The sequence below is a fragment of the Nocardia sp. GP40 genome, from assembly GCF_050434125.1.
GTDB lineage: Bacteria > Actinomycetota > Actinomycetes > Mycobacteriales > Mycobacteriaceae > Nocardia > Nocardia albiluteola.
In genome coordinates, this window is the sequence record NZ_JBNPVW010000029.1 from 1 (window position 1) to 24,364 (window position 24,364).

Annotated in this window: 20 protein-coding genes and 2 pseudogenes; 12 read left to right on the plus strand and 10 right to left on the minus strand. The window is 64.8% G+C overall.

Features of this window, described 5'->3' with window-relative positions:
* The first annotated feature begins 385 nt into the window (after positions 1-385).
* The 3 genes and pseudogenes from ABH933_RS43925 (at position 386) to ABH933_RS43935 (ending at position 2,579) form a co-directional block, all read left to right on the plus strand.
* A complete protein-coding gene (locus ABH933_RS43925; RefSeq protein ID WP_429428888.1) occupies positions 386-844 on the plus strand; it encodes a DUF523 domain-containing protein in 459 nt (152 codons plus the stop codon).
* A gap of 334 nt (positions 845-1,178) precedes the next feature.
* On the plus strand, positions 1,179-1,451 hold the full coding sequence (locus tag ABH933_RS43930) for a hypothetical protein (RefSeq protein WP_429428830.1): 273 nt from the start codon (positions 1,179-1,181) through the stop codon (positions 1,449-1,451).
* Positions 1,452-1,751: 300 nt separating this feature from the next.
* A pseudogene (locus ABH933_RS43935) lies at positions 1,752-2,579 on the plus strand (transposase family protein).
* Positions 2,580-2,590: 11 nt separating this feature from the next.
* On the opposite strand, the pseudogene ABH933_RS43940 reads toward ABH933_RS43935, so the two are convergent.
* Positions 2,591-3,045, minus strand: a pseudogene (locus ABH933_RS43940) (IS5/IS1182 family transposase); the annotation flags it as partial.
* Positions 3,046-3,321: 276 nt separating this feature from the next.
* Between ABH933_RS43940 and ABH933_RS43945 the strand changes: the two are divergent.
* The 3 genes from ABH933_RS43945 (at position 3,322) to ABH933_RS43955 (ending at position 8,485) form a co-directional block, all read left to right on the plus strand.
* Positions 3,322-6,603, plus strand: coding sequence for a protein kinase domain-containing protein (locus ABH933_RS43945; protein WP_429428832.1), 3,282 nt, complete (start codon positions 3,322-3,324; stop codon positions 6,601-6,603).
* A 409-nt stretch (positions 6,604-7,012) separates the two neighbouring features.
* Positions 7,013-7,828 carry an enoyl-CoA hydratase/isomerase family protein gene (locus ABH933_RS43950; RefSeq protein WP_429428834.1) on the plus strand — a complete coding sequence of 272 codons (816 nt, stop codon included), beginning with the start codon at positions 7,013-7,015 and terminating at the stop codon, positions 7,826-7,828.
* A gap of 21 nt (positions 7,829-7,849) precedes the next feature.
* The gene (locus ABH933_RS43955; protein ID WP_429428836.1) at positions 7,850-8,485 is read left to right on the plus strand and encodes a nitroreductase family protein; all 636 of its coding nucleotides are present in this window, start codon (positions 7,850-7,852) and stop codon (positions 8,483-8,485) included.
* Between the two features lie 154 nt (positions 8,486-8,639).
* Here the strand turns inward: ABH933_RS43955 and ABH933_RS43960 are convergent, their stop codons facing one another.
* The 3 genes from ABH933_RS43960 to ABH933_RS43970 are packed head-to-tail and all read right to left on the minus strand — an operon-like array spanning position 8,640 to position 12,351.
* Positions 8,640-9,695 carry an ABC transporter permease gene (locus tag ABH933_RS43960; RefSeq protein WP_429428838.1) on the minus strand — a complete coding sequence of 352 codons (1,056 nt, stop codon included), beginning with the start codon at positions 9,693-9,695 and terminating at the stop codon, positions 8,640-8,642.
* Positions 9,692-11,218, minus strand: a complete 1,527-nt coding sequence (locus ABH933_RS43965) for a sugar ABC transporter ATP-binding protein (protein WP_429428840.1) — start codon at positions 11,216-11,218, stop codon at positions 9,692-9,694. The genes ABH933_RS43960 and ABH933_RS43965 overlap by 4 nt, the downstream gene beginning before the upstream one ends.
* Complete coding sequence (locus ABH933_RS43970; RefSeq protein WP_429428842.1) at positions 11,215-12,351, minus strand: sugar ABC transporter substrate-binding protein; 1,137 nt, start codon at positions 12,349-12,351, stop codon at positions 11,215-11,217. Before ABH933_RS43970 ends, ABH933_RS43965 begins: the two co-directional genes overlap by 4 nt.
* Before the next feature lie 295 nt (positions 12,352-12,646).
* On the opposite strand from ABH933_RS43970, the gene ABH933_RS43975 reads away from it, so the two are divergent.
* Genes ABH933_RS43975 through ABH933_RS43990 form a run of 4 tightly spaced genes read left to right on the plus strand, consistent with a single transcriptional unit; the run spans position 12,647 to position 16,491 of the window.
* Entirely contained in the window at positions 12,647-13,429 is a 783-nt protein-coding gene (locus ABH933_RS43975) for an enoyl-CoA hydratase/isomerase family protein (RefSeq protein WP_429428844.1), read from the plus strand.
* Between the two features lie 17 nt (positions 13,430-13,446).
* Positions 13,447-14,262, plus strand: a complete 816-nt coding sequence (locus ABH933_RS43980) for an enoyl-CoA hydratase/isomerase family protein (RefSeq protein ID WP_429428846.1) — start codon at positions 13,447-13,449, stop codon at positions 14,260-14,262.
* 22 nt (positions 14,263-14,284) lie between these two features.
* Positions 14,285-15,436 (plus strand): acyl-CoA dehydrogenase family protein, encoded by a 1,152-nt coding sequence (locus ABH933_RS43985; RefSeq protein ID WP_429428847.1) that lies wholly within the window; start codon positions 14,285-14,287, stop codon positions 15,434-15,436.
* Positions 15,433-16,491: an acyl-CoA dehydrogenase family protein gene (locus ABH933_RS43990; protein ID WP_429428849.1), complete on the plus strand. Its 1,059-nt coding sequence runs from the start codon at positions 15,433-15,435 to the stop codon at positions 16,489-16,491. Before ABH933_RS43985 ends, ABH933_RS43990 begins: the two co-directional genes overlap by 4 nt.
* Before the next feature lie 25 nt (positions 16,492-16,516).
* Here the strand turns inward: ABH933_RS43990 and ABH933_RS43995 are convergent, their stop codons facing one another.
* Both ABH933_RS43995 and ABH933_RS44000 read right to left on the minus strand, forming a co-directional pair.
* On the minus strand, positions 16,517-17,803 hold the full coding sequence (locus ABH933_RS43995) for an acyl-CoA dehydrogenase family protein (protein ID WP_429428851.1): 1,287 nt from the start codon (positions 17,801-17,803) through the stop codon (positions 16,517-16,519).
* A 59-nt stretch (positions 17,804-17,862) separates the two neighbouring features.
* Positions 17,863-18,897: a phosphotransferase family protein gene (locus ABH933_RS44000; RefSeq protein ID WP_429428853.1), complete on the minus strand. Its 1,035-nt coding sequence runs from the start codon at positions 18,895-18,897 to the stop codon at positions 17,863-17,865.
* Between the two features lie 93 nt (positions 18,898-18,990).
* On the opposite strand from ABH933_RS44000, the gene ABH933_RS44005 reads away from it, so the two are divergent.
* Entirely contained in the window at positions 18,991-19,503 is a 513-nt protein-coding gene (locus ABH933_RS44005) for a thioesterase family protein (RefSeq protein ID WP_429428855.1), read from the plus strand.
* Between the two features lie 72 nt (positions 19,504-19,575).
* Here ABH933_RS44005 and ABH933_RS44010 read toward each other — a convergent pair whose 3' ends face one another.
* The 4 genes from ABH933_RS44010 to ABH933_RS44025 are packed head-to-tail and all read right to left on the minus strand — an operon-like array spanning position 19,576 to position 22,963.
* Positions 19,576-20,028, minus strand: coding sequence for a MaoC family dehydratase (locus tag ABH933_RS44010; protein WP_429428890.1), 453 nt, complete (start codon positions 20,026-20,028; stop codon positions 19,576-19,578).
* Positions 20,028-20,786 carry a 3-oxoacyl-ACP reductase FabG gene (gene fabG, locus ABH933_RS44015; RefSeq protein WP_429428857.1) on the minus strand — a complete coding sequence of 253 codons (759 nt, stop codon included), beginning with the start codon at positions 20,784-20,786 and terminating at the stop codon, positions 20,028-20,030. The genes ABH933_RS44010 and fabG overlap by 1 nt, the downstream gene beginning before the upstream one ends.
* Positions 20,787-20,800: 14 nt before the next feature.
* Positions 20,801-21,937, minus strand: a complete 1,137-nt coding sequence (locus tag ABH933_RS44020) for an acyl-CoA dehydrogenase family protein (protein ID WP_429428859.1) — start codon at positions 21,935-21,937, stop codon at positions 20,801-20,803.
* A gap of 12 nt (positions 21,938-21,949) precedes the next feature.
* Complete coding sequence (locus tag ABH933_RS44025) at positions 21,950-22,963, minus strand: acyl-CoA dehydrogenase family protein (RefSeq protein ID WP_429455309.1); 1,014 nt, start codon at positions 22,961-22,963, stop codon at positions 21,950-21,952.
* Positions 22,964-23,376: 413 nt separating this feature from the next.
* On the opposite strand from ABH933_RS44025, the gene ABH933_RS44030 reads away from it, so the two are divergent.
* Positions 23,377-24,138: a crotonase/enoyl-CoA hydratase family protein gene (locus ABH933_RS44030; RefSeq protein ID WP_429428862.1), complete on the plus strand. Its 762-nt coding sequence runs from the start codon at positions 23,377-23,379 to the stop codon at positions 24,136-24,138.
* Positions 24,139-24,364 lie beyond the last annotated feature (226 nt).

A 24,364-nucleotide genomic window follows, 5' to 3' on the forward strand; every position in this document is an offset into this window, starting at 1 on the left:
GCATGGTCCCACTGGCGCCGCCGCCGACAACACCAAGCCCGGCTATCGCACTACCGGCGCCGAGGCCACCCACTCACCTGAGTGACGTTGCAGTATTAAGAGATAACCCCTGAGTTTCCTCTGGCCTCTGCTCGAGTGTCTGGCCTGGGAGCTGGGGGTTTCGTATGTCCTGAGCCGGTCGGCCCAGCGTTTGGGTGTGGTCGGGTTCAAGAGCAGCCCGGCTTTGTGGTCGGGCATGACGGGCCGCCTGTTTCGCCAGGCGTGCGATGCGTATGCCCTCGGGTTCGTAGAACGCATCGCCGGGTTCGAGCACGGTCGACGAAACGCATGTTGGTTCGCTTGTGTGATGTGTTGTGCGGGTTGGTCTGGGCGCCGATGGGTGACTATGGTGAGTGTGGTGTCGAAGGTGTTGGTCAGTGCGTGCCTGGCAGGGATTCCCTGTCGCTACAACGGGAAAGCGAAGACGTCGGCACCGATTGTCGCGCTCGTGCAAGCCGGTGCGGCGGTGCCGTTCTGCGCGGAGACTGCGGCGGGTCTGAACACACCGCGCCGTCCGGTGGAGATCGTGGGCGGGGACGGGCACGCCGTTCTGGACGGCGACGCCAAGGTGGTCGACGATGCGGGGGAGGACGTGACGGACGCGTTTGTCGCGGGCGCTCGCCTGGCCTTGGATGCCGCCCGCGAGCACGGGGCAAGGGCAGCCGTTCTCACTGCGCGCAGTCCCTCGTGTGGGTGTGGACAGATCTACGACGGTTCCTTCACCGGCGCGTTGCGCCGCGGTGATGGCATCACGGCGGCGCTGCTCCGGCGGGACGGGATCACCGTCGTGTCGCCCGACGACTGACCGGGGACGTGGCTCTGGTGCGGTCTCGATTCGTTCGCGACGCGTAATACGGGTCGAGCATCGGGAAAAGCTCTGAAACACTCCATTGGCTCGGTCGAACACTCTGAACTCGGCTACTTGGTGGTAGGGCTCGATCCCGGCCAGGATCAGGTCCAGGTGCCCGGTGGGAGGCTCCCTGATCGGCTGCCCACTAGCATCATCGGTGTGGGGCTCGCTAATGGCTTGCGTCCCATCGGGTTACCGTGCGGGCGTGGCCGGAAAGGGGTCTGCCCTGGCTCGAAGTAGCGGTGCCTTCCTGCACGGATACCTCCTCCGTCGATCTGGAAGGATACCGATGCCGGTCATCATCGGAATGGACCCGCACAAACGCTCGGCCACCATCGAAATCATCGATCCCGACGCGAAGATCCTCGCGACCGGGCGTTACGGCACCGACACTGCCGGATACGGTGAAATGCTGTGTGCGGCACAGCGATTTCCGCAACGGTTGTGGGCGATCGAGGGCTGCAACGGTGTCGGACGGCATGTGGCGCACCGGCTGGTAGCCGACGAGGAACCCGCGATCATGACCGACTTCGGCTGCAAATCAGGGCGCATCAGAACTTGACGATCTATAGGGCCATCGGTGGTGACCACGCCGGGCTCGCCTTCGTAGCCGAGATCGCCGAGAACCGACAGGTCGTGGCGGGCCCATCTGGGGAGGGCTTCGAGCGCTTCACTGAGGTGATCTCAGCAGGATTTGGTGATTCTTTTCGGTGGGACAGTCGTGTGCCCTGTTCAGGGCTGGTCCCGGGTGTAGTGGTAGGGAAAGTTGTTGGGCGACACGCCGACTGGGGTGCGGGTGGATACGTGGAGTCCCCGGTAAGCCGTTCTCACCACAAGACCTGCTGCACCATGAGGACTCCACGTGATCACCTATCGTGCCATGCTCGACGTCCCACGGGAACTGGTGCAGGAGGTGAGCCGGCTGTTGCACGCTGAACGCTGTCGCCGCGGCACCCGCAAGGACACCCGGGCGTTGACGTGCTTCCGGCAGGCGCTGCTGGGCCTGCGCTGGTTCCGCGACCGTGCCGATCCCACAGCCCTGGGGCGTGACCATGGCATTTCCCGCGCCACCGCCTACCGATACATCGCCGAGGTCGTCACGGTCCTGGCCACCGCGGCCCCGGATCTGCACGAAGCGCTCGACCGCGCCGTCGAGGCCGGGCTGACCCATCTGGTCCTGGACGGCAAACTGTTCTCCGCCGACCGGTCCGCCGAGACCACGACCGGTGTGAAGGGGCAAACGATCGACCTGTGGTACTCCGGCAAGGCGGGCGAGCACGGCGGCCTGATCCAGGCGTTGAGCGCACCGGACGGGTTCCCGATCTGAGTGTCCGACGTCGAGCCGGGCTCGACCCACGACCTCACCGCTGCCCGTGAACATGTCCTGGGCGCCCTGTATCACGCTGCCTCCCAACGGAATCTGCCCACTCTGGCCGACGGTGGCTACGAGGGCGCGGGCATCGGCGTGCACACACCGATCAAACAACCCGGCGACCGGCCACTGGATCCTGACAATCGCACCTACAACGCCCTGCTGCGCGGCCTACGCGCCCTCGGCGAACGCGGATTCGCCCTGCTCGTCGGCCGGTGGCGCATCCTGCGCCATATCACCGCCAGCCCCGAGAAAATCGGCGACATCGTCCAAGCCGCACTCACCCTCACACATTACGAATACGGCCGAGTCGCATAGAAACTCGTTGAGATCACCTCACTGTGGGTACGCAGTGCTTTGGTGTCATGCTCGCGGCCGGGCCGCACGTTCGATGTCCAGATCGGCCATCTGTTCGGGACGGTGCCGACCCGCACGTTGCCGCTGTGCGCACCAAGGTGCCATCCACGACCACATGCTGGTGACCGGCCAGATACGCCGCCTGCAGGGTTTCACTCAGGCCCGGGGCCTTCGCAGCGAGGACGTCGATACCTTCGTGCAAGTAGGTGTAAGCAGTGGTCTTGCCGATGTTGTTGTCGACGCCAGCTGCGCCACGCGCGTGGCGTCGAGGAACCAGCGCAGGATCAGTACTGCCTGTTCCAGGCAGGTCAGCGGCCGCCGGCCGGTGCGGGTGCCGCGGTGGCGACGCTCGATCTCGGAGCAGCCCGGCCAGGTGCTCGGCGGTGGCCTCGGAGATCGGTAGCACCGCCGTGTATGTCACGCTCATCACGCGTAGAGTTTCTGTGAATTTGATTTTTAGTCGGACCAAACTTTTACCAGGACTCTGCGCTTTCTCGTTGCAGCCCAATACCTTCCGGTGTGTCAGTAGCGCAGGCCACCAGCGGGATCGCTACCGGGAAAGGCTCATTGTGCGTTCAGAATCGACTGGCTGGAGTATTGCGAGGGGTATGCTGAATTAGGTAGTTGAAGCCGGGCATGTACGCATCCAGCAGCGAGCGAGCGACCGAATGCGATCTTCGGTGGTCCGATCGCAGGTGAGAGAATGGTCGACAACGACCCCTTCGAGACACAGCGGGATATAGGGTCCGACCTGCTCGCTGAGCTGAGTCTCGCGGGGTTCGATGCCGCCGAGCTGGTCGGGCGTGGCGGGTTCGCCGAGGTCTACCGCTGCTTCCAGGCCAGCTTGGATCGCACGGTTGCGGTAAAGGTGCTCACCGAGGCGTTGGACGACGACAATCGGGCGAGGTTCTTGCGAGAGCAACGCGCCATGGGCCGACTTACCGGTCATCCCAACATCGTGGGTGTCCTGCAGGTCGGGCAGACCGAGAGCGGGCGTCCGTATCTGGTTATGCAATATCACGAACGCGGATCCCTCGACGCTCGGATTCGTGAGGACGGCCCCCTGACGGTCGAGGAAGCAGTGCGTGTGGGGAGGAAGCTCGCAGGAGCCCTCGGCGCGGCGCACAGGGTCGGCATTGTGCACCGTGACGTGAAGCCGGCAAATATTCTGTTCACCGACTACGACGAACCAGTACTGACCGACTTCGGCATCGCTCACTTTGCTGGAGGTTTCCAGACTGCCGCCGGAATGGTCACCGGGTCGCCCGCCTTCACCGCACCGGAAGTTCTCGGTGGTGACCCGCCCACATCCGCCGCCGACGTATACGGGCTGGGCTCCACTTTGTTCTGCGCACTCACTGGCCACGCGGCATTCGAGCGAGTGAGTGGTGAACAAGTGGTGGCGCAGTTCTTGCGAATTACCACACAGCATATCCCGGATTTACGTGAGAGCGGATTCTCTGACGACATTTGTGCGATAATCGAGGCTGCGATGTCCCGCGACCCACGAGAGCGCCCAACCGCGGCAGCGTTCGGGATTCAGCTCCGACGCCTCCAGCACAGCCGGAACCGACAGGTCGAGGAGTCAGCACCAGCTGTCGGCCGCAAGAGCAAGCGGCATGCGGTGGCCGCTCTTGCAGAAGGCTCGGCCGAGGACAAGGTAATAGGTTCTCCGCCAAGTCGCGGGAACCTCCCGCTGGAGATGACAAGTTTCGTTGGACGGCGCGCGGACCTGTCCGAGGTCCGCAATGCTCTGTCGGCGGCTCGCCTCGTTACGTTGACCGGCGTCGGCGGTGTCGGCAAGACCCGGTTGGCGCTGCGGGCAGCTGCGACCATGAAACGGTCCTTTACTGACGGGGTATGGCTGGTCGAATTTGGCGAACTTCGCGATCCGGCATTGGTTGCGGATCTCGTAGCTGCCACCCTTGAGGTACGTGACCAGTCAGCCAGACCATTGCATATGGCGCTGAATGAGTTTCTGGGCCCGCGCACAATCCTGCTGGTAATTGACAACTGCGAACAGGTGATTGCGGGAGTGGCCGAGCTGACGAGAGTGCTGTTGCCCAGATGTCCGAACCTCCGCGTCCTTGCTACTAGTCGGGAACCGATCGGTATCGATGGCGAATTGCTGTTTCGCGTTGTCCCTTTGGCTACTCCCGAACCGGATCGAACTCCGTCTCTAAGGGCTGTTTCCAGGTTCGACGCGGTAACGCTATTCACACAGCGAGCTGCTGTGGCGCTACCTGGGTTCGAACTAACGGCAGACAGCAGCCGCGTCGTCAGCGAGATTTGTGCTCGTTTGGACGGGCTACCGTTGGCTATCGAGCTAGCGGCGGCGCGGCTGCGTACCCTCTCACCTGAGCAGATCCTCCAGCGCCTCACAGACCGGTATGCTCTGCTGAGCCGCGGTAGTAGAAGTGCACCGAACCGTCAGCGGACCCTGCGCTGGAGCATCGACTGGAGCTACGACCTGTGTACGCCCGCCGAACAGCAACTGTGGGATCGCCTTTCAGTCTTCGCTGGTAGTTTCGAACTGGATGCGGCTGAGGGCGTATGCGGTGAGGACTTCGGCGGTGTGCAGGAGGGGATCCTCGACACTATTTCATCGCTCGTCGACAAGTCCATCCTTTTTCGAGAGGAATCGCATGGGGCAGTGCGGTTTCGGATGCTCGATACAGTCCGAGAGTACGGACGATCAAATCTGCAATCCACCACTCTGTACACGAAACTTCGGCAACAGCACCGTGACTGGTACCTTCAGTTGACTCTGGACAGCGCGCGTGATTGGATCAGTCCTCGGCAGCCTCTATGGGTGGCTCGGCTCGAACAGGAATTGCCGAATCTCCGGGAGTCACTGGAGTTCAGCTTATCGCGGAGGGACGGCATCGGCCTGGTGATCGCCGCTGCCCTGCTCCAGTTCTGGATTTCTCGTGGACTGTTCTGTGAGGGGCGGCGATGGCTCGACCGTGCATTGACACAGTCGCGGTCCCAGTCGATTACGGATCAAGCCAAAGCACTTCACGCTGCCATTCAATTGGCCTTGCTCCAAGGCGACATAGCGGCAGCTACTCCGCGAGTTGAAGAAGCGCGGGCGCTCGATCCGCAGCGATCCGACCCGATTGCCTACACACACGTTGCGGCCGCCGAAGGATTTGCTGCATTCGTCAGCGGTGATCTCGACGTCGCGCGAACGCGCCTGGAGCAGGCGGTCGAGTTGTTCGACGAGGGCGTCGGCCTCACGCTGCAGATCGATGTGCTGGGGCTCCTCGGATGGACCTATCAATCAAACGGGCGTAACGACATCGCCCTTACCTACCACGAGCAGGTGCTGACGATAACGGAATCTCATAGCGAGTCGATCTATCGGTCGTACGCGCTGTGGTCCATGGGGGTTACCGTTTGGCGCCACGGTAATCGTGATCGAGCGGTACGGCTTCTGCAGGAGGCGCTGCGGCTCACTCGGCTGGCGGGTCCTCCGATCATGACAGCGGCCTGCCTGCAAGCGCTGGCATGGGTGACCATTGAGCACGACGAGCACCGGCGAGCGGTGATCATGGCGGGTGCGTCCGACAGTGTCAGCGACACCTTGAGCCGTCCGCCCGTATTCCCCAATCTTGTGGCCTACGCTGAGCAGTTCGAGCGTAGCGCCCGGAAGGTACTCGGTGACCGATCGTTCGAGGCCGCATACCGGCAGGGCCGATCGATGAACCCTGAAACCGCAGTTGCCTTTGCTCTCGGTGAGCAGTCAGACGAAAAGGCCTCCGCAGCAGCTCAAACACTTCCGGCACTGACCAAACGTGAACGCCAAGTGGCCGAGCTGGTCGCCAAAGGAATGACCAACAAGGCGATCGCTGCCCAGCTGGTCCTCTCGGAACGGACCGTCGGCGGACACGTGAACCATATTCTGGTCAAACTCGGGTTTACTTCCCGATCGCAGGTGGCGGCTTGGGTTGTCGAACAGGACCGCGTCAACCAACGTAGCTGAAAGAGGGAGCAAGCATACGTCGGCCCGCTTGGGTGCATAGCATGGGGGATTCAGATGCGCCGCAGGTTGGTGTGGACCTCGACCATCTCTGCCCGTTCGCCGGTCGAGACCACGAAGGCCACCTGAATGTGCGCGAAACATTTTGGGATTCAGAAGGTTCGCCGCACTGCGCTGCGAAGGCACGGCGATGCGGTCGCCGATGGCAGAGGTCTTGTGGTTGATCCTCGAGTCAACTGTTCAGATGTTTCGCAGCTACCCTTCACCGACCCCGGGAGGTCCCCTCGTGTGTGGTGTGCGCATCGCGATTGACATACTACCGAGTAGGTTGTCAAGATGGTGTGGGCAGCGATTCGGCGTTGCTGCCGGTCGGTGTCTGCCGGTCGGCGTTGGAGTCCGAAGGAGATTTGGTATGGATTACTCGACTGTGGCGCCTGGTGTGCTGGTGGAGGCGGATGGGCCGCTGCGGATTGTGACGATGAACCGGCCGGAAGAGCTCAATTCCTTCGATGACGGGTTGCATACGGGGATGCGGCGGGTGTGGGATCTGCTGGTGGACGACGAAGACGCACGGGCGGTGGTGCTGACCGGGGCGGGCCGGGCCTTCAGTGCAGGTGGTCACGTGCCGAACTTCATTCGCAACCACAACGATCTCTCGGCCCGGCGTCGGGATATTCGCGAAGGTGAGCGGCTGGCCCGGGCGATGCTGTCGTGTGAATTGCCGGTCGTCGCGGCGGTCAACGGTCCCGCGGTGGGGCTGGGCTGCAGCCTGGCGACCATGTCGGACTTCGTGGTGATGGCCGAGGACACGTTCATGAGCGACCCGCACGTGGCCATCGGCCTGGCGGCCGGCGACGGTGGTGCCGTCACCTGGCCCTGGCTCACCAGCATGCTCACCGCCAAGGAGTTTATTCTGCTCGGCGACCGGATCCCCGCCGCCGATGCCGCACGGCTGGGACTGTGCAACCGCGTCGTGCCCGCCGACGAGGTCCTCGACACCGCCAAGTCATTCGCCCATCGCTTCGCCGAGCTACCGGCTCAGTCTGTCCGGGACACCAAACGCGCGCTCAACATGCATCTGCTCGACTCCGCCAACACTGTCCTCAACTTCGCCCTCGCCGCGGAATACGAATCCTTCGGCACCGACGACATCAAGACCCGCGTCGCCGAGTTCCTCGCCAAATCCGACCGTAAAACCGGTACCGACACCGCCGATAAGCCCGTATAACAACGTAGCCAGGGAGGCCCGATGGATATCGCGGTAACAGATCACCTTCTCTCCACGACCCGCGCGGTCCGGCGGCGACTCGATCTCGAGCGGCCGGTCGAACGCGAGGTCATCCTCGGGTGTCTTCGCCTCGCGGTGCAAGCGCCCACCGGCGGCAACAATCAGGCATGGCGCTGGCTCGTCCTCGATGACCCCGAGGTGCGTGCACAGGTCGCTGATCTGTATGCGCGCCATACCCTGCCCGTCATCGAGCGGCGGTATTCGCGGCTGCAGGATCCGCAGACCAGGCGTGTGTACGACAGTGCCCGCTATCTGGCCGAGGTGTTACCGCGAGTTCCCGTTCTGGTCGTGCCCTGTGTCGAGGGGCGGTTCGAGGGATTCAACGCGGCACATCCGGCCGCGTTCTACGGCTCGATCTTTCCGGCGATATGGAGCCTGCAACTGGCATTGCGGTCGCGCGGCATGGGCTCGGTTCTGACTACTCCGTTCGAGGGTGAACTCGAGCGGCAATACGCGGACATTTTGCATCTGCCCGACATTATGACGCCGATCGCGCTGGTGCCGGTCGCGTACACGATCGGCGAAGAGTTCAAGCCTGCCCGACGGCCTCCCATCGAGACGATTACACGGTGGAACCGCTGGACCGAGCACGACTGAATGCTTGTTCGATCGATCGAGCACTCACGTTCCGAGAATCTACGGTCGCGCGTCCTGGACCCCGAGAGCTGTTGAGCGAGATACGGATTCGACGTGTGGATCTGCTCCCGGCGAGGACGGCTCGCCGAGAGCAGATTCCGGGCAGAGTCGTCCGCTACCGCTTCGCGCGCGGACTGCGCTTGCTGCTCAGCACCGCGGCACTCACCGCGACGAGCAGCGCGAGGCCGTTGAACAGGTCCGTGACCCACAGCTGATTGCCCATCAGTTGTAGGCCCTTGACGCCGGTCGCCAGCAGCAGTAGCGCGATGACCGCGCCCCCGACGTTGAATCGGCCGACCTTGATCTGGGTGGTGCCGAGGAAACAGGCGGCGAAGCACGGCAGCATGTAGGCGGGACCGAGGGTCGGGGCCACATTGCCGATCTTCGCGGTGACGAGCACCCCGGCGACCGCGGCAAATGCACCTGTCACCACGAACGACCCGAACACGTATCGGCTGGTGCGAACACCGGCCAGCCGGGACGCGTCCGGATTCGCCCCGACCGCGTAGGCGCGACGCCCGGCGGGCGTGTGCTCGAGGACGTACCACACCAGCAGGGCGAGGATCAGGGCATACACGGCGATGACGGGGACGCCGAGAACCTGATGATTGGCGACATTTTGAAAGCCGTTCGGCACCGGTCCGATGAACTGGAAATTCGACACCAATTCGGTGATCGCCAGCAGCACCGAGCTCATGCCCAGCGTCGCGATGAGACTGTTGATGCCGATCATCGCCACGAAAACCGCGTTGACCAGACCGACCAGAACTCCGGCGAGCAGCGTCAGTAGCACTGCCAGGGCCGGACTCATGTGCTGATGAACCATCAGTGAGCTGCAGAGCACGGCACACATGCCCAGGTTCTGCGCGGCCGACAGATCGAACTGACCGACGGCCAACGTCACCAGCACGCCCAGGGCGAGAATCATCGTGACCGACTGGTCGCCGACGATGCTGTTGAACGTCGCCAAGGTCAGGAACACCGACGGCAGCCGGAGGGAGAAGAAGGCGATGAAGGTCACCAGCAGCAGCAATCCACCGTATCGGGCAATCGGCGCGCCGAGGACCTGATGCAATGTCCGGAGCGGGCGCGATCGTGTGTCGCCGTCACCGGGACGCCTGGTCGGTCGGTGCGGGGTTCTGGTGATCTCGGATTCGGAATCGATGGTCATGGGTGCGCACTCCTTTGAGCGTCATCGGCAGAGTCTCGGATGGTCTCGCCCACGATGTGCGCGACCGAGAGCTGCTCCTTGGTGAGCACGCTCCGAACGACGCCGCCACGCATGATCAAGACCCGGTCACACACGGCGCACAGTTCCTCCGCGTCCGAGGACGAGAGCACCACTGCCCGGCCCTGGGCCGCAATGCCGGACAGTGCGTCGTAGATCGATGCCTTGGCGCCGGCGTCGACTCCGCTGGTGGGCTCGTCCAGCAGCAGTACCTGCGCATCGATGCGCAACCAGCGCGCCAGCACCAGCTTCTGCTGGTTACCGCCGCTGAGCAGCGTCAGCGGTCGATCGGGATCGGCAGGGGTCACGTTGAGACGTTCGATCCAGGGCCGGACCTCGCGCCGTTCCAGTCGTGGGCCGAGCCAGCGAGCGGGGCCGGCGGACGGCAGCCGGGGAAGGGTGACGTTCTCCCGCGCCGTCCACTCGGGGATCGTGGCGAGCCGTCTTCGATCAGCGGGGGCATAAGCCATACCGGCGCTGATCGAGAGTTCGGGTTTGCCGGTCGGCACGATCCGACCCGCGAGCCGAACCTCGCCCCGGCTGCGCCGCCGCCCACCGAAGGTCAACCCGAGCGCCTGGTCGTATCCGGAGCCGATCAGGCCGGTGACGCCGACGATCTCGCCGGCTCGCACGTCGAGTGAGAAGTCGACGACGTCCTCACCTGATATCCCGGATGCAGTGAGGAGCACCTGCGTCGTCGGTGACGGTGTGGCCGGTGCGAACTCGGTCGGCTGCCGACCGATGATCAGCCCGACCAGCTCCTCGGTGTCGATGCTCGCCACCGGCCGGGTAGTGATCCGCCGACCGTCGCGCAGCACGGTCACTCGATCACCGATCTGGAAGACCTCCCGGAGACGATGTGTCACGTAGAGAACAGCCGTTCCGCGTTCCCGCAGCCCCCGCACGAGATCGAACAGCTGCTCGACCTGGTGTTGTGGCAACGAGGCGGTGGGTTCGTCCAGCACCAGCAGTGCCGGAGCTCCGCCGGACGCCGACATCGCCCGGACGATCGCGACCATCGTCTGCTGCCCCGGCGTAGCGTCGGCCAGGGGGAGGCAAGGGTCGATGTCGATCTCGAATTCGGACAGCAACCGTGCCGCCGCGCGGCGCTCGCGCCGTCCGGACAACCACCAGCGGCCCTGGTACCTGCCGCCCAGCGCCAAGTTGTCCACGGCGTCGAGGTCGGCCACCAGTCCGAGATCCTGGTGGATGAAGGCAATCGACCGCGCGCTGGTCCGTGTGCTGCCCAACGTGATCGGAGTACCGTTCACGGTGGCCGACGAGCCGGGATCGGGAGCGTGATAGCCAGCGAGGATCTTGATCAGCGTCGACTTCCCGGAGCCGTTCTGCCCGAGCAGGCAGTGCACCTCCCCGGTCCGGATCTCCAGATCGACGTCGGCGAGCGCCTTTTGGGCCGGAAACGTCTTCGACAGCGAGCTGATGCTCAATACGGTGGCCGCGCTCATCCCACCCGCCATGCGGTGTAGTAGGTCTGCGCGTAGTTCGGCGGCTCGGTGCCGGTGGTCTGCCCGACATTGCTCGCGACGACGATCTCCTGCCAGCCGGCATCGTCGGCCAGCCCGTCGAGCGCAACACCCATGGTCAACCGGACCAACTGGTCGACAACGCGGTAACCGCTGGCGGCGAGCTCCAATGCTACCGAGGCCCACTCGGTTCCGGCCTTGATCTCCGCGAGGGCCGCCGAGTTGGCGGCGCGACTGATGACCTTGACTTTGTCGCCGATCCCGGCGGCTTGCAGCGCCGCGGTCAGACCGGGGATGTAATCGACGACCGGGAGCCCCACGTACCTGGTGTTCGGGTGCGACTGAAGGTAACTCACGATCTGAGAAGCGATCGTCTTACCGACGTTGGCGTTCGAGACCTGCAGGACGTCGACCGAACCGCCCGCCCCTTCGACCGCCTTCTCGAAGGAATCCTTGATCGGCCCCCAGCCGGCGCTGAACGACGGGTCCCACACGAATACCGACCTGGCCGCGCCCTTGGCATCGGCCACGATCGCGCTGCCCATCAGCGTTCCACTCAGACTGGTGGCCTTGGGCCCGTTGACGATGGCCTGGATCGAACCGTTGTCCGGCAACACGTTCCCGAGCGGGGAGGCTTCGCTGATCTTCGTACCGGCGGCCTGTAGCTTGGCCAGCTGCGGCCCGATCGCGGAGTCCGGCATGAGAGGGATGTAGGTCAGCGCGTCCGGAGGGTTCTCCGCCACCTGATTGATCAGCTTGACGTAGCTTTCCGGGGTGTTGTCGGTCTGCAGCGTCGTCACCTTCCAATTCAGCTTGCGTGCCGCCGTAGCGGCGCCGTCGGCGAAGACGGCGCAGACCGGGATCGGGCAGGTGATGATCGTGAACCGCTTGTTCTGCGGCGGAGCCGATGGCAGCGCCGGCACCCCGGTCGCGGGCTGCGGTCGGGTGTACTTCGTGTACGTGGTTTCGGCCTGATCGACTGCGGCTTTCGCTGCTTGCGGGGAGACTGCGGGACTCGCCGAGTCGCTCCCGGCACCGCTACCGCAGGCGGCCAGGGTCAGGCAGAGCGCGGTACAGGCGCTCAGGGCAATAGGCACGCTGAACTTACTGGGCATAGCAGACTTTCTTGTGATCAGTGAGCGATACATGCTCGGAAAGGAGCGGCGTGTTCACAGCCGATCCACGTCGAGGTGTTCGCGATGGCAAACCCACGAGCTGAGCGGCATTCAGGCCGAGCGCTCGCCAACCTCTCGCGGGTTGCGGAGCGGTCGAGCGGTGCACTACATTCTACTCAGTAGGTTGGAAGGTGTCCAGAGAAGGACGGCAACCATGTAGTCCGAAGGGCATCCGTCGAGACGGCTATCCGCCTCGACGGTGTCCTCGCCACGACATCACGGTAGGGAAGATCAGATGGCGGACCTGGAATATTCTGTCGAAGACGGGATCGGCACCCTCGTGCTGAACCGTCCGCACATGAAGAACGCGTTCACGTTCGAGATGATCGATCAGTGGGCCGAGGTGCTGCGGTCGGCACGGACCGACTCCCGCGTACGGGTAGTCGTCATCACCGGCACCGGTGATGCCTTCTGCTCCGGCGTCGATCTGGACGAGTTCGAGGCGAAGATCACCGAGCCGTACGACCTCAAGTCGCTGCTTCACGATCGCATCCACCGGGTGGCCTATGCCCTCGAGGATCTGGACAAACCGGTGATCGCGGCCGTCAATGGCACCGCCGTCGGCGCGGGCATGGACATGGCATTGATGTGCGACATCCGATTGGTCGCCGCTTCGGCACGATTGTCCGAGGGCTACATTCGGGTCGGTCTCGTGCCCGGAGACGGTGGCTGCTATTACCTTCCGCGACTGGTCGGGATGGCCAAGGCGCTCGAGTTGCTGTGGACCGGAGACTTCATCGATGCCGAGGAAGCCGCCCGCATCGGCATCGCTGACCACGTCTACGCCGACGAGGTCTTCCGCGCGGCGTGGCAGGGTTTCGCGCGGCGCATTGCCGCCCAGCCGCCCATCAACGTGCAGATGATCAAACGAGCGGCTTACCAGTCGGCACGCGCCGACGTCCGTACAGCGCTCGACCTGATCTCCTCACATATGGGCGTCGTCCACAGCACCCACGATTCCGCCGAAGCGATGGCGGCCTTCCGCGATCGCCGTCCACCGGTATTCCAGGGACGCTGAGCCAGAAAGACACGGAAATGACAGCAGAACCGATAGCGGCTGCCGACGTGAACAGTCCGGTGCTCGTCACCCGCGACGGCCCGGCAGCAACGCTCACCCTCAACCGGCCCGATCGTAAGAACGCCATGGACCCCCGGGGCTGGACGGCGCTGCACCACGCGCTGGATGCCCTGGCCGCTGACGATACCGTCCGGGTCGTCACAGTGACGGGTGCCCAAGAGAACTTCTGCGCCGGTGCCGATCTCGGAAACCGTTCTCGCGAGGAACATCCCACCGTGCGGATGCGCCGGGTCGGCAACGTCGCACTTGCTCTGGCCGAATTCCCGAAACCGGTCATTGCCCAAGTACAGGGCGTGGCGGTCGGTGCCGGGATGAACCTCGCGCTGGCTTGCGACTTTGTCGTCGCGGCGGAATCGGCGCGGTTCTGCGCGATCTTCGTGCGGCGTGGCCTATCGATGGACTTCGGGGGATCCTGGCTGCTGCCCCGGCTCGTCGGGCTACAGCAGGCCAAGCGATTGGCCATGCTCGCCGAGATGATCAGCGCCGAGCAAGCCAGGGAATTGGGACTGGTGACCTGGGTCCGGCCGGATGACGAATTGGCGGAATTCACCGTGGAATTGGCTCAGCGAGTCGCGGCGTTGCCGCCGATCGCGGTCGCGCAATCCAAGTCGTTGCTGCATCGGGGTGCCAACCAGACGTTGCCCGAGGCGCTCGACAACGAGGCGCGTGCGCAGGCGGTGAACTTGGCCACCGAGGATGTCCCCGCCGCGTACCGCGCATTTCTGGACAAGTCCGCACCACCGGTCTACACCGGCCGGTGGGCGGTCCGCTGAGGCCGGACGGGAGACGCGACCGATGGATCTGTGGAATCTCGACCCCGTGACATTGCCACGGGAATACGACACGCTACGGCGCGACGTGCGCATGTTCCTGACCCAAGAGATCTCGGCGGGCCGGATCACGCCCCGGTGCGATCAATGGCTCGGCGGCTGGGATGCGGAATTCAGCCGCAGGCTGGGTGAACACGGCTGGATCGGCATGGCCTTCCCGGCGCGGTACGGCGGGTCGGAGGCCGGCGCCTTGGCGCGGTTCGTGGTTACCGAGGAGCTGCTCGCCGCGGGAGCACCGGTGGCTGCGCACTGGATAGCCGACCGGCAGTCCGGTCCCGGACTGCTGAGATTCGGTACCGCCGAACAGAAGGACACTTTCCTCTCCCGAATTGCCCAGGGGCAGTGCTTCTTCGCCGTTGGAATGAGCGAGCCCGACACCGGCTCGGATCTGGCGTCGGTGCGTACTCGTGCGCAACGGGTCGACGGCGGTTGGCGGCTCAACGGGACGAAGGTCTGGACCAGCGGTGCGCATCTGGCGCAGGTATTGATCGCTCTCGCCCGCACCGAACCCCCGACGAATGACCGGCACGCTGGACTGACCCAGTTCATCGTCGAACTACCGAACCCGGATGTGCATATCCGCCCGATCCGCCTGCTCACCGGTGAACATCACTTCAACGAGGTCGTCCTGGACGACGTCTTCGTGCCCGATGCCCGCGTGCTCGGCGAACCCGGCTCCGGGTGGCGGCAGGTCACCAGCGAGCTGGCCATGGAACGCAGTGGCCCCGAACGGATCCTGTCGACCTTTCCCCTGCTGGCTGCCGCGACGGACTACCTGACCGAGAACAGCGAGCGGACCGACGTGTCCCGGTTCGGTGCCGTGGTCGCACGGATCTGGGCGTTGCGCCAGATGTCCTTGGCAGTGGCCGGGCGGCTCGAGGCCGGCGCGGCGCCTGCCGTGGAAGCAGCGATGGTCAAAGACCTCGGAACCCGTTTCGAGACCGTCGTCATCGACACGGTCCGGCTCCTTACCCAACTGGAGCCCGACCCGGGCTCGAATCAGGAGATCCCCAGAATGCTGGCCGAATCAATACTGCATAGTCCCGGCTTCACGCTGCGGGGTGGCACGAACGAAATCCTGCGGGGCGTCGTCGCCAGGCAATTAGGGGTGCGATGAACGACATTGTCAGCGAACTCGTGGCCGCCGTCGCCGACGCGTGCGCGAAATACAGCGCCGCCGACGCGGTGTCGGCCTGTTCCGCCGGTGGGTGGAACCCCCGATTGTGGGCGGCGCTGGAGCAAATCGGTATCACCACGGTGTCGGTCGCCGAGGAACACGGCGGCGCCGGCGGGGACATCACCACCGCCGTGGCGGTGCTCGAGGTGCTGGGCCGGTACTCGGCGAGTGTCCCTCTGGCCGAGACCGCGCTGCTCGCCGGGTGGCTGCTCGCGGGCTGCGGTGCTACGCTGCCGCCCGGCCCGATGACCGCCTGCCTCGCCCGTCCCGACGTGCGGTTCCGACCCGTGGACGACGGCCTGTCGGTCAGCGGAACGATAGCCCGGGTGCCCTGGGCCCGGTGCGTCGATTACGTCGCCGTGCTCGCCGACTGCCAGGTGATCCTGTTGCGCCGCAACGATTTCGCCGTGCATGAGGGATCCGATCTCGCCGGTGAGCCCCGCGACGACATCACCGTCACCGCGACTGTTCCCCCTGACCGGGTGCACGACCTCACGGCGGAGTCGGGCATCTCCACGCGGGCGTTCGGCAACCGTGCCGCGCTGGCCCGCGCGGCACTCGTGTCGGGCGCTGCCCGCCGCGCGCTCGAGCTCTCCGTCCGCTACGCGGGCGAGCGTGAGCAGTTCGGCAGACCGATCGCGAAATTCCAAGCTGTGCAACAGTATCTGGCCACGATGGCCGCCGAGGTGGTGTTGTCGAAGGTGGCCGTCGAGGCGGCAGCGCTCGCTCTCGACACCGGCGGTGATGCGGATCTGGCTGTGGCCGGTGCGAAGACGATCGCCGGTCAGACGGCCGGCCTGGTGGGTTCGCTGGCACATCAGATCCATGGTGCGATCGGCTTCACCGAGGAGCATGTGTTGCGGCACAGCACCACGCGGTTGTGGGCGTGGCGGGACGAGGCGGGCAACGAGGAGCAGTGGTCGGCCAAGTTGGGTCGCCGCGCACTGTCCGCAGGTACCGACGGCCTCTGGCCGCTGCTCACCGGAACCCGGTGAGCAGCGGCCCGGGCAGGGGTCTGGATCAGGCGTCGGCAGTCGCCAGATCCAGGTAGGCCGCGAACTTCTCGCGGGCCGCCGCCGCGCGGGTCGGGACATGCTCGGTCGGAATCTCGCGGGGTTCGTAGGTGCGCAGGATCTGTTTCGCCACAGCGACTTTGTGCACCTCGTCAGGCCCGTCGAGGATGCGGGCGCCTCGGGCGGCGCGGTACATGTGCTCCAGTGGCAGGTCAGCGGAGAACCCCAGTGAACCGTGGATCTGGATCGAGCGATCGATCACATCGTGCAGGACCTTGGCGCCCCAGTACTTGATCATCCCGATCTCCAGCCGCGCGGCGGGCGCGCCGACCTGGTCGATCCGCCACGCGGCGTGCAGAGTGAGCAGTCGGGCCGCGTGCATCTCCGCAGCCGACAATGCGATCCAATCCTGAACCATCTGTTTGTCGGCGAGCACCGTGCCGTGGGTGCGTCGCGAGACCGCGCGTTCGCACATCATGTCGAATGCCCGCTGGGACTGGCCGATCCAGCGCATCGCGTGCTGGATGCGCCCCGGTCCCAGTCGCTTCTGCGCGAGCCGGAAGCCGTCGCCGGGTTCGCCGATGAGGTTCTCCCGTGGCACCCGCACATCGCGATAGATGATCTCCGCGTGCCCGTTTTCGAGCGGCTCGCTCATCAGCGCTCGATCCATCGTCGGAATATCACGGACCACATGGACACCGGGTGCGTCGGCCGGAACGATCATCATCGACGCGCGGCGTGCGGGGGCCGCGTCGGGATCGGTGACCACCATGACGATGAGGAAGTCCGCATTCGAACCGTTCGACGAAAACCATTTGTGCCCATTGATCACATAGTCGTCGCCGTCCAGCACCGCGCGGGTGGTGAGCAGGGTTGGATCGGCGCCGGCGCCGGGTTCGGTCATGGAGAAACTGGAACGCAGCTCACCTCGCAGCAGCGGATGCATCCACTGCTCCTGCTGTTCGGGTGATCCACCGACGGCCAGCAGCTCGGCATTGCCGGCATCGGGAGCCTGATTGCCGAAGATGCTCGGGGCGTACCGGCACTGCCCGAGGATCTCGTGCATCAGTGCCAGACGGACCTGCCCGAACCCGCCGCCGCCGAGTTCCTGCGGGAGGTGCGCTGCCCAGAGCCCCTGCGCTTTCACCTGCTCCTCGAGCGGGCGGGTAATCCGATCGAACGTGGCACGGTCGAGGTCGACGGCCTCCAGTGGGATTATCTCCGCCCGGACGAAGTCGCGCATCCAGTCCAGCTTCTGACCGAACTCGGGTTCAGTAGAGAAGTCCCAGGCCATGAGTGTTCTCGCTCTCTTGATGGGGTGGGCGACGGTGTCGCTGATGAGGGGGGTGAGGGTTAGGCCAAGTCCAGCCGTGCGGCGGCCTCGGCGACGTGGCTGTCGACGCCGCTCCTGGTGTCCGCGGTCTCGGCCTGCGGCGCACCCAGCCGGACGCGACGTTGGTAGATCGCCTCCTTGATGATGGCGGCACGCCAGTGCTCGAACGCGATGAACACGGGGAGGTGCTCGACGCTGCGGCCGGAAAGCGAGCAGTACCGGGCGGTCATCTGCTGCGCACTGGGAAAACCGACCTCTGCCGCGATGCGCTGGGCACGGTGCGAGTAGATGGCACCCGTGCCCTCCCAATAGGCGAGTAGGTGCGCAAGGTCGGTCAGGGGATGGCCGAAGGTCGACAGTTCCCAGTCCAGCACGGCGCGGACGGGGTGCTGACCACCGTGCGGATCGATGATCATGTTGCCGATCCGATAGTCGCCGTGCACGAACGCGAGATCTTCACCGGTCGGCAGCCGGCGGCGGAGTTCCGCGGCGATTCGATCGATCAGCGGAATCTCCCTGTGCGGCCGGTCATTCCACCGATCGTGCCAGCGCTGGAGATGGCGTGCCATCACATCGCGGCTCCTGCCGGGCTGATAGGTGGGGAACTCCGAGAGGGGGATGGCGTGCAATTCGGCCAGAATACGGACGACCTCGTCACAGGCCCGGGCGCGGACCGACGCGTGCAGCGGCCGGGCATCCTCGGTGGTCTGCACGATGACGCCCGGCACGAAATCCATGACGTAGAAAGGGGCGCCGATCAAGGAGCTGTCGTCACTGTATCCGTACACCGCGGGCACTGGTATCGCAGTGGCGGCGAGCATGCGAAGCGTCTCGTATTCCCGGCGCATGTCGTGTGTCTGCTCCGGGATGTTGCCGACGGGGCGCCGGCGCAGGACCCATTGGTGTGGCCCGCATTCCGCGAGCAGGGTGAGGTTCGAAATGCCACCGGCGAGAGGTTCGATACGGGTGAGCGGCCCCGCGTCGGGAACGCAAGTCGATAGGAAGGCCGACAGTCCGGCCGTGTCCACCGATAACCCGGGCAGGATGGGGTTCATGTGCGTCATCTGAATGCTTTCCGATCGCTTCGAAGACAATGACATACTACTTCGTAGGTTGTTTCTGTTGTCAATACTCGTTACATTTTGAGAATGACCCGCACCACGGCAGTTCCCAGCTATCACCACATCGTCCGGTTGCCGCTCGAGCGGGGCCCTGTCGTGGTCCCGGAGTCCTTCGAAGACGAGAACGGCCATATGAACGTCCAGCACTACTTCGATCTCTGCGGTGCAGGCATTTCGGTGGTGTTCGAGCGGATCGGTATCAACGACGATTACCGCGCCACTCGCAGGCAGGGCTTCTTCATTGCCGAGCATCATGTGCGTTATTACACGGAAACCTCTGTGAACGATCAGGTTTCGGTGCACTCCCGAATTCTCGAACGTTCCGACAAGACCGTGTACGGCATGACCCTGATGGTGAACAACACGACCGAGCGACTTGCCTGCACGCTCGAAATGGTCGCCGTCAATGTCGATTTCACCAGCCGGCGAGCAACCCCTTTCGACGCTGACATCGCAGCGGCCGTCGACGCCGAACTCGCCCTCGCCGCGGCGGTCCACTGCCTGGTGCCGTTGTGCCCCGGGATGGGGATTCGCACATAGCTGTACCCGATATCGTCGGTGCCGCGGAACTCGTCGACTGCGAAGAGAACCGCGGCACCGGTTTTCGGGGCGCTACAGCACGATGCGGGCCACGGTTTCAGCCACACATGCCGGCCTGTCGTGCCCTTCTATCTCGATAGTGACCTGTGTGATCACCTGGAGGTGCTGCTCCTGCACGTCGACGTGCAGGATCGTCGAGCATGCGCGGATACGGGACCCTACGGCCACAGGTTGCGGGAAGCGAACCTTGTTCAAGCCGTAGTTGATTCGCATCCTGGCATTGTCGACACGGGAGATCTGTGCCATGAGATGAGGTAGCAGGCTCAGGGTCAGATACCCGTGCGCGATCGGTGTCCCGAAGGGCCCTTCGGCTGCACGCACCGGATCCACGTGGATCCATTGATAGTCGAGAGTGGCAGCGGCGAATCGATCGATCTGCTCCTGCGTGACGGTGAGCCAGGCACTGCACCCGATCGGCTCTCCCCGGGCCGCGAGAAGGTCGTCGGCGCTTGCGAAGACGCGCATCATCCGCGGGGACCTCCGGCAACGTACAGCACCTGCCCGGAGACGAACGCGGCGTCGTCGCTGGCGAAGAACGACACCGCGTTTGCGACGTCTTCGGGCTGCCCCGGCCGGCCGATCGGGATTCGAGTCAGCGCCTTCGCGACCTGCTCGTCGAACGAAAGTCCGACCCGTTCGGCCGAGGCGCGGGTCATGTCGGTGACGACGAACCCCGGAGCGACAGCGTTGGCGGTGACACCGAACTTGCCCAGTTCGACCGCGAGTGCCTTGGTGAATCCCTGCAGGCCCGCCTTGGCGGCGGAGTAGTTCACCTGCCCCCGGGCGCCGAGGGCCGAGGTGCTGGAGATGTTGACGATCCGGCCCCAGCCGGCGTCGACCATGGCGCGCTGCGCGGCGCGGGCCATGACGAATGATCCGCGCAGGTGGACCTCCATGACGCTGTTCCAGTCGTCGTCGGTCATCTTGAACAGCAGGTTGTCTCGGGTGACACCGGCGTTGTTGACCAGCACGAGGGGGCCACCGAGCCGGTCGCTGATCTGCTCGACGGCGTTGGCGGCCTGATCGGGCCGGCTGACATCCGCACCGGCGGCGACCGCCCGCCCACCTATCTCCTCGATGGCCGCCACGGTCGTGGCGCACTGATCGGCGTGCAGATCGACGACACCGACTGCGAAGCCGTCCCTGGCCAGGCGCAGGGCGATGGCGGCGCCGATGCCGCGCGCCGCGCCGGTCACGATGGCCGTGCGTTGGGTGGATGTCATGGGATTCCTTTCGGTCATGCCCTGGGTGCCTGCGGCAGTCCCAGTAGGCGTTCGGCGAGAATGTTGCGCTGAATCTGGGCAGACCCTCCGTAGATGCTGCCCGCGCGGCCGTACAGGTAGCGGTCGAACCAGCGAGCTCGACCGGGGGTGCCGGTGTCGGCCAGCAGATTCACCCCGGCTGTCATGAGGCGCTGCTCGACCGCGGTCATCAGCAGTTTGTCGATGGAGGACTCGGGGCCGGGCCCGGCGCCCGCGGCGCGGTCGCTCAGGCGGCGCAGGCAGTGCATCCGCAGCACCTCCACCCCGGCCGCCGCCGCGCCGAGCTCGCGCAGGGTGGCGCGGTCGGGCGCCGATGACTGCGCCTTGACCGCTTCGGTGAGCTCGGTGAGATAGCGCGCGAACTTCGACAGATATCCGGTGTCGACCGCACCACGCTCGTAATTGACGACATCCATGGCGATGCGCCAGCCGTCGTTCGGCTTGCCCAGGATGTTGGCGGCCGGGATGCGCACATCGTCGAATCGGATCTCGGCGAACTCCTCGTCCCCGTTCGCCAGGACGATCGGCCGCACCGTCACGCCGGGGGATGTCATCGGCACGATGAACGCCGAGATCCCGTGGTGGCGAACCGTGTTCGGATCGGTGCGGGCGAGTAGCAGGCAGTAGTCGGCGAAGGCGCCATAGCTCGTCCAGATCTTCTGGCCGCAGAGCACCCAGTGCTCGTCCTCGCGGATGGCGCTCGTACGCAGAGCGGCGAGGTCCGAGCCTGCCTGTGGTTCCGAAAAGCCTTGGCACCAAATCTCTTCGGCCGCGAGCAGCGGTAGTAGGTAGCGGCGGCGCTGCTCCTCGCTGCCGTAGCTGAACAGCGGGTGGCCGAGGTGTCCGAGTGGAAGCAGTGTGGGCGCGTTGGCCCTACCGAGCTCCTCGCTGAGGATTGCCTCTTCCATCGGCCCGAGACCCTGCCCGCCGACCTCCTTCGGATACGACAGGGCTACCCAGCCGCCCCGGTACAGGCGCTGCTGGAATTCACACATATACGGCCAGCGTTCGGCCAGTGTCGCCGGTTCGGGTTCGTCGGGGACATTCTGCTCGAGCCAGGCGCGCAGCCGGGCACGGAATCGAGCTTCCTCCGGGGAGTCGCGTAGGTCCATGACGTCGTGTCCTCACACCGTGTCGAGAGCGCGGCCGGCGAGCGCGAGCAGTGGCGCGTCCGCGTTGCCGAATGCCGCTTGGAACAGATGGGCGCTGCGCAGCCTGAGATGCGCGTCGTGCTCCCGGGTCACGCCGATCCCGCCGAGGACCTGGACTCCGGCCTCGCACACCTCGATCGCCGCCGTCCCGGCGTAGAACTTTGCGGCAGAGGCCAATCGTTCAACCTCCTCGATCGGGGCATACTCGACTGCCCAGGAGGCCCCGTAGGTGATGGAACGAGACGATTCGACCCGCACGAGCATGTCGGCACACAGGTGCTGTATCGCCTGGAACGAACCGATCGGACGTCCGTACTGCTCGCGCTGGCGGGCGTAGTCGACGGCCTGCCGCAACGCGCCGTCGGCGAGTCCGGTCGAGAATGCCGCGGCGCCGACCCACGCTGCCGCCCGTGCTCTGCGCGAGCCCTCGCTCGCGGCCGCGGCCGCGGGGACCGGCCGGACACGGCACAGCGGGTGCAGCGGATCCACGTCCGCGAAGGGGACCATCCCGGAGAGTTCGTGCACGCGCGCCATACCGTCAGGGGAGAGAGCGATACCGCGGGCGCCGATGATCCAGTCGAACGCCACGGACGCCTCGGTATCCGGCTCCTCGAGCCGGGCGCCCAGCACTACCGAGTAGGCATCACCGGCACACAGGTGCTCGAGCGCCCGCTCTTGCCCGCCGGCGAAACGCAGCAGGGCCGCTGCCGCGATGGCGGTTCCGACATAGGGCACCGGCGCGATATAGCGGCCGAGAACCTCGGCCACAATGCATGCGTCGACGACCGAGCCGCCGGTGCCGCCGTGATCCTCGGGGACGAGCAGACCCACGAGATCGAGCTCCACCAGCGTCTTCCATGCCTGCGCTCGCAATGTTCCACCGCCTGCAAGCGCATCCCGAATCGAGGAACCCGAGAACAGCTGAGCACCGAGCTCATCGGCTGTCCGCTGGAGGAGGAGTTGATCCTCCGATAGCGCGAAGTGCATAAAACAGACCTCCCGCGTAGCAACATACTACTGCGTAGGTTGCATGGTCAAGAGCGTATTTCACCTCGGTCGCCGCCGTTCGGGGTGCCGTGGGGCCACGCGAGGGTGCACTGGATCGGCATCGCTCGATGGCCGGATGGCCCGATATCGGCGCTGTCGAGCAGTTAGCGACCGAGCGGTCTTGACGGCATTGCAACATACGCAGTAGTTTGCTGTGTGTTCCCGATCACCCTCGGGGTGGGAGCACGCACTACCCGGCCCACCGGCACTCGACAGAAGGCTGAGGGGAAAGCGAGTAAATCGTCGTAGGGTACCCGATGCTTGCGCTGCCTCTGCCAATTCCTATGTTCTTGCTTCTACGAACTCGCGGAAGTATTCACGACTCCACCCGAATCACAGAATGGAGCGGCCTCATGGCCAGTGTATCGATCGACTGTGCGGACGGGATTGCCGTCATCACGATCAACCGGCCGAAGGAGCGCAACGCCGTCAACCTCGAGGTGGCCAACGGCATCGCTGTCGCAATCGATGAATTCGACATGCGCAAGGATCTTCGCGTGGCGATCCTCACAGGAGCCGGTGGAACATTCTGCGCCGGTCTGGATCTCAAAGCTTTCACGCATGGTGAGATACCGGTCATCGCGGGCCGAGGTTTCGGCGGCCTGACCGAGAAGCCGCCGACCAAGCCATTGATCGCCGCCGTCGAAGGATGGGCGCTCGCCGGTGGGTTCGAACTCGCGTTGACCGCCGACCTGATCGTCGCGGCACGAGACGCGAAATTCGGCCTGCCCGAGGTGAAACGCGGCTTGGTTGCCGGCGCGGGAGGTTTGCTGCGGTTGCCGAAGGTGCTCTCATACCAGTTGGCCATGCAACTCGCCCTGACCGGTGAGCCGTTGCTGGCCGAAGCGGCGCATGCGCATGGAATGGTCAACCTTCTTGCCGAGCCCGGGGACGCTCTGGCCGTAGCGCGAGAGCTTGCGGTGAAAGTGGCTGCCAATGGGCCGCTCGCTGTGCGTACGAGTAAGCAGATCGTATCGATGTCGGTCGGCTACAGCAGTGCCGATGTCTTTGCTGCGCAGCAGGTATTGGTCGAGCCGGTGCTTGGTTCTGCCGATGCGCTGGAAGGTGCCCGGGCGTTCGCGCAGAAGCGAAGCCCGGTCTGGACCGGCGAATAGCCACCGTCCACGATGATGAGTAATTCTCTGCCTGACCACGGCGGCAGTGACCGCGGCAGCGGTGACTGGGGACATCGTCGGTTTCGGATGCCGCGCGGACCCCCGAAGATGATCGTGTCCGACTCGCTGATGCGATATCTTTCTCTACTGACGCATTCGACACGATCCGATATTCCCGATGGTCGTTTGCGTATTTCTGCAGGCCGGTCTCCTGGCTATCATGCAC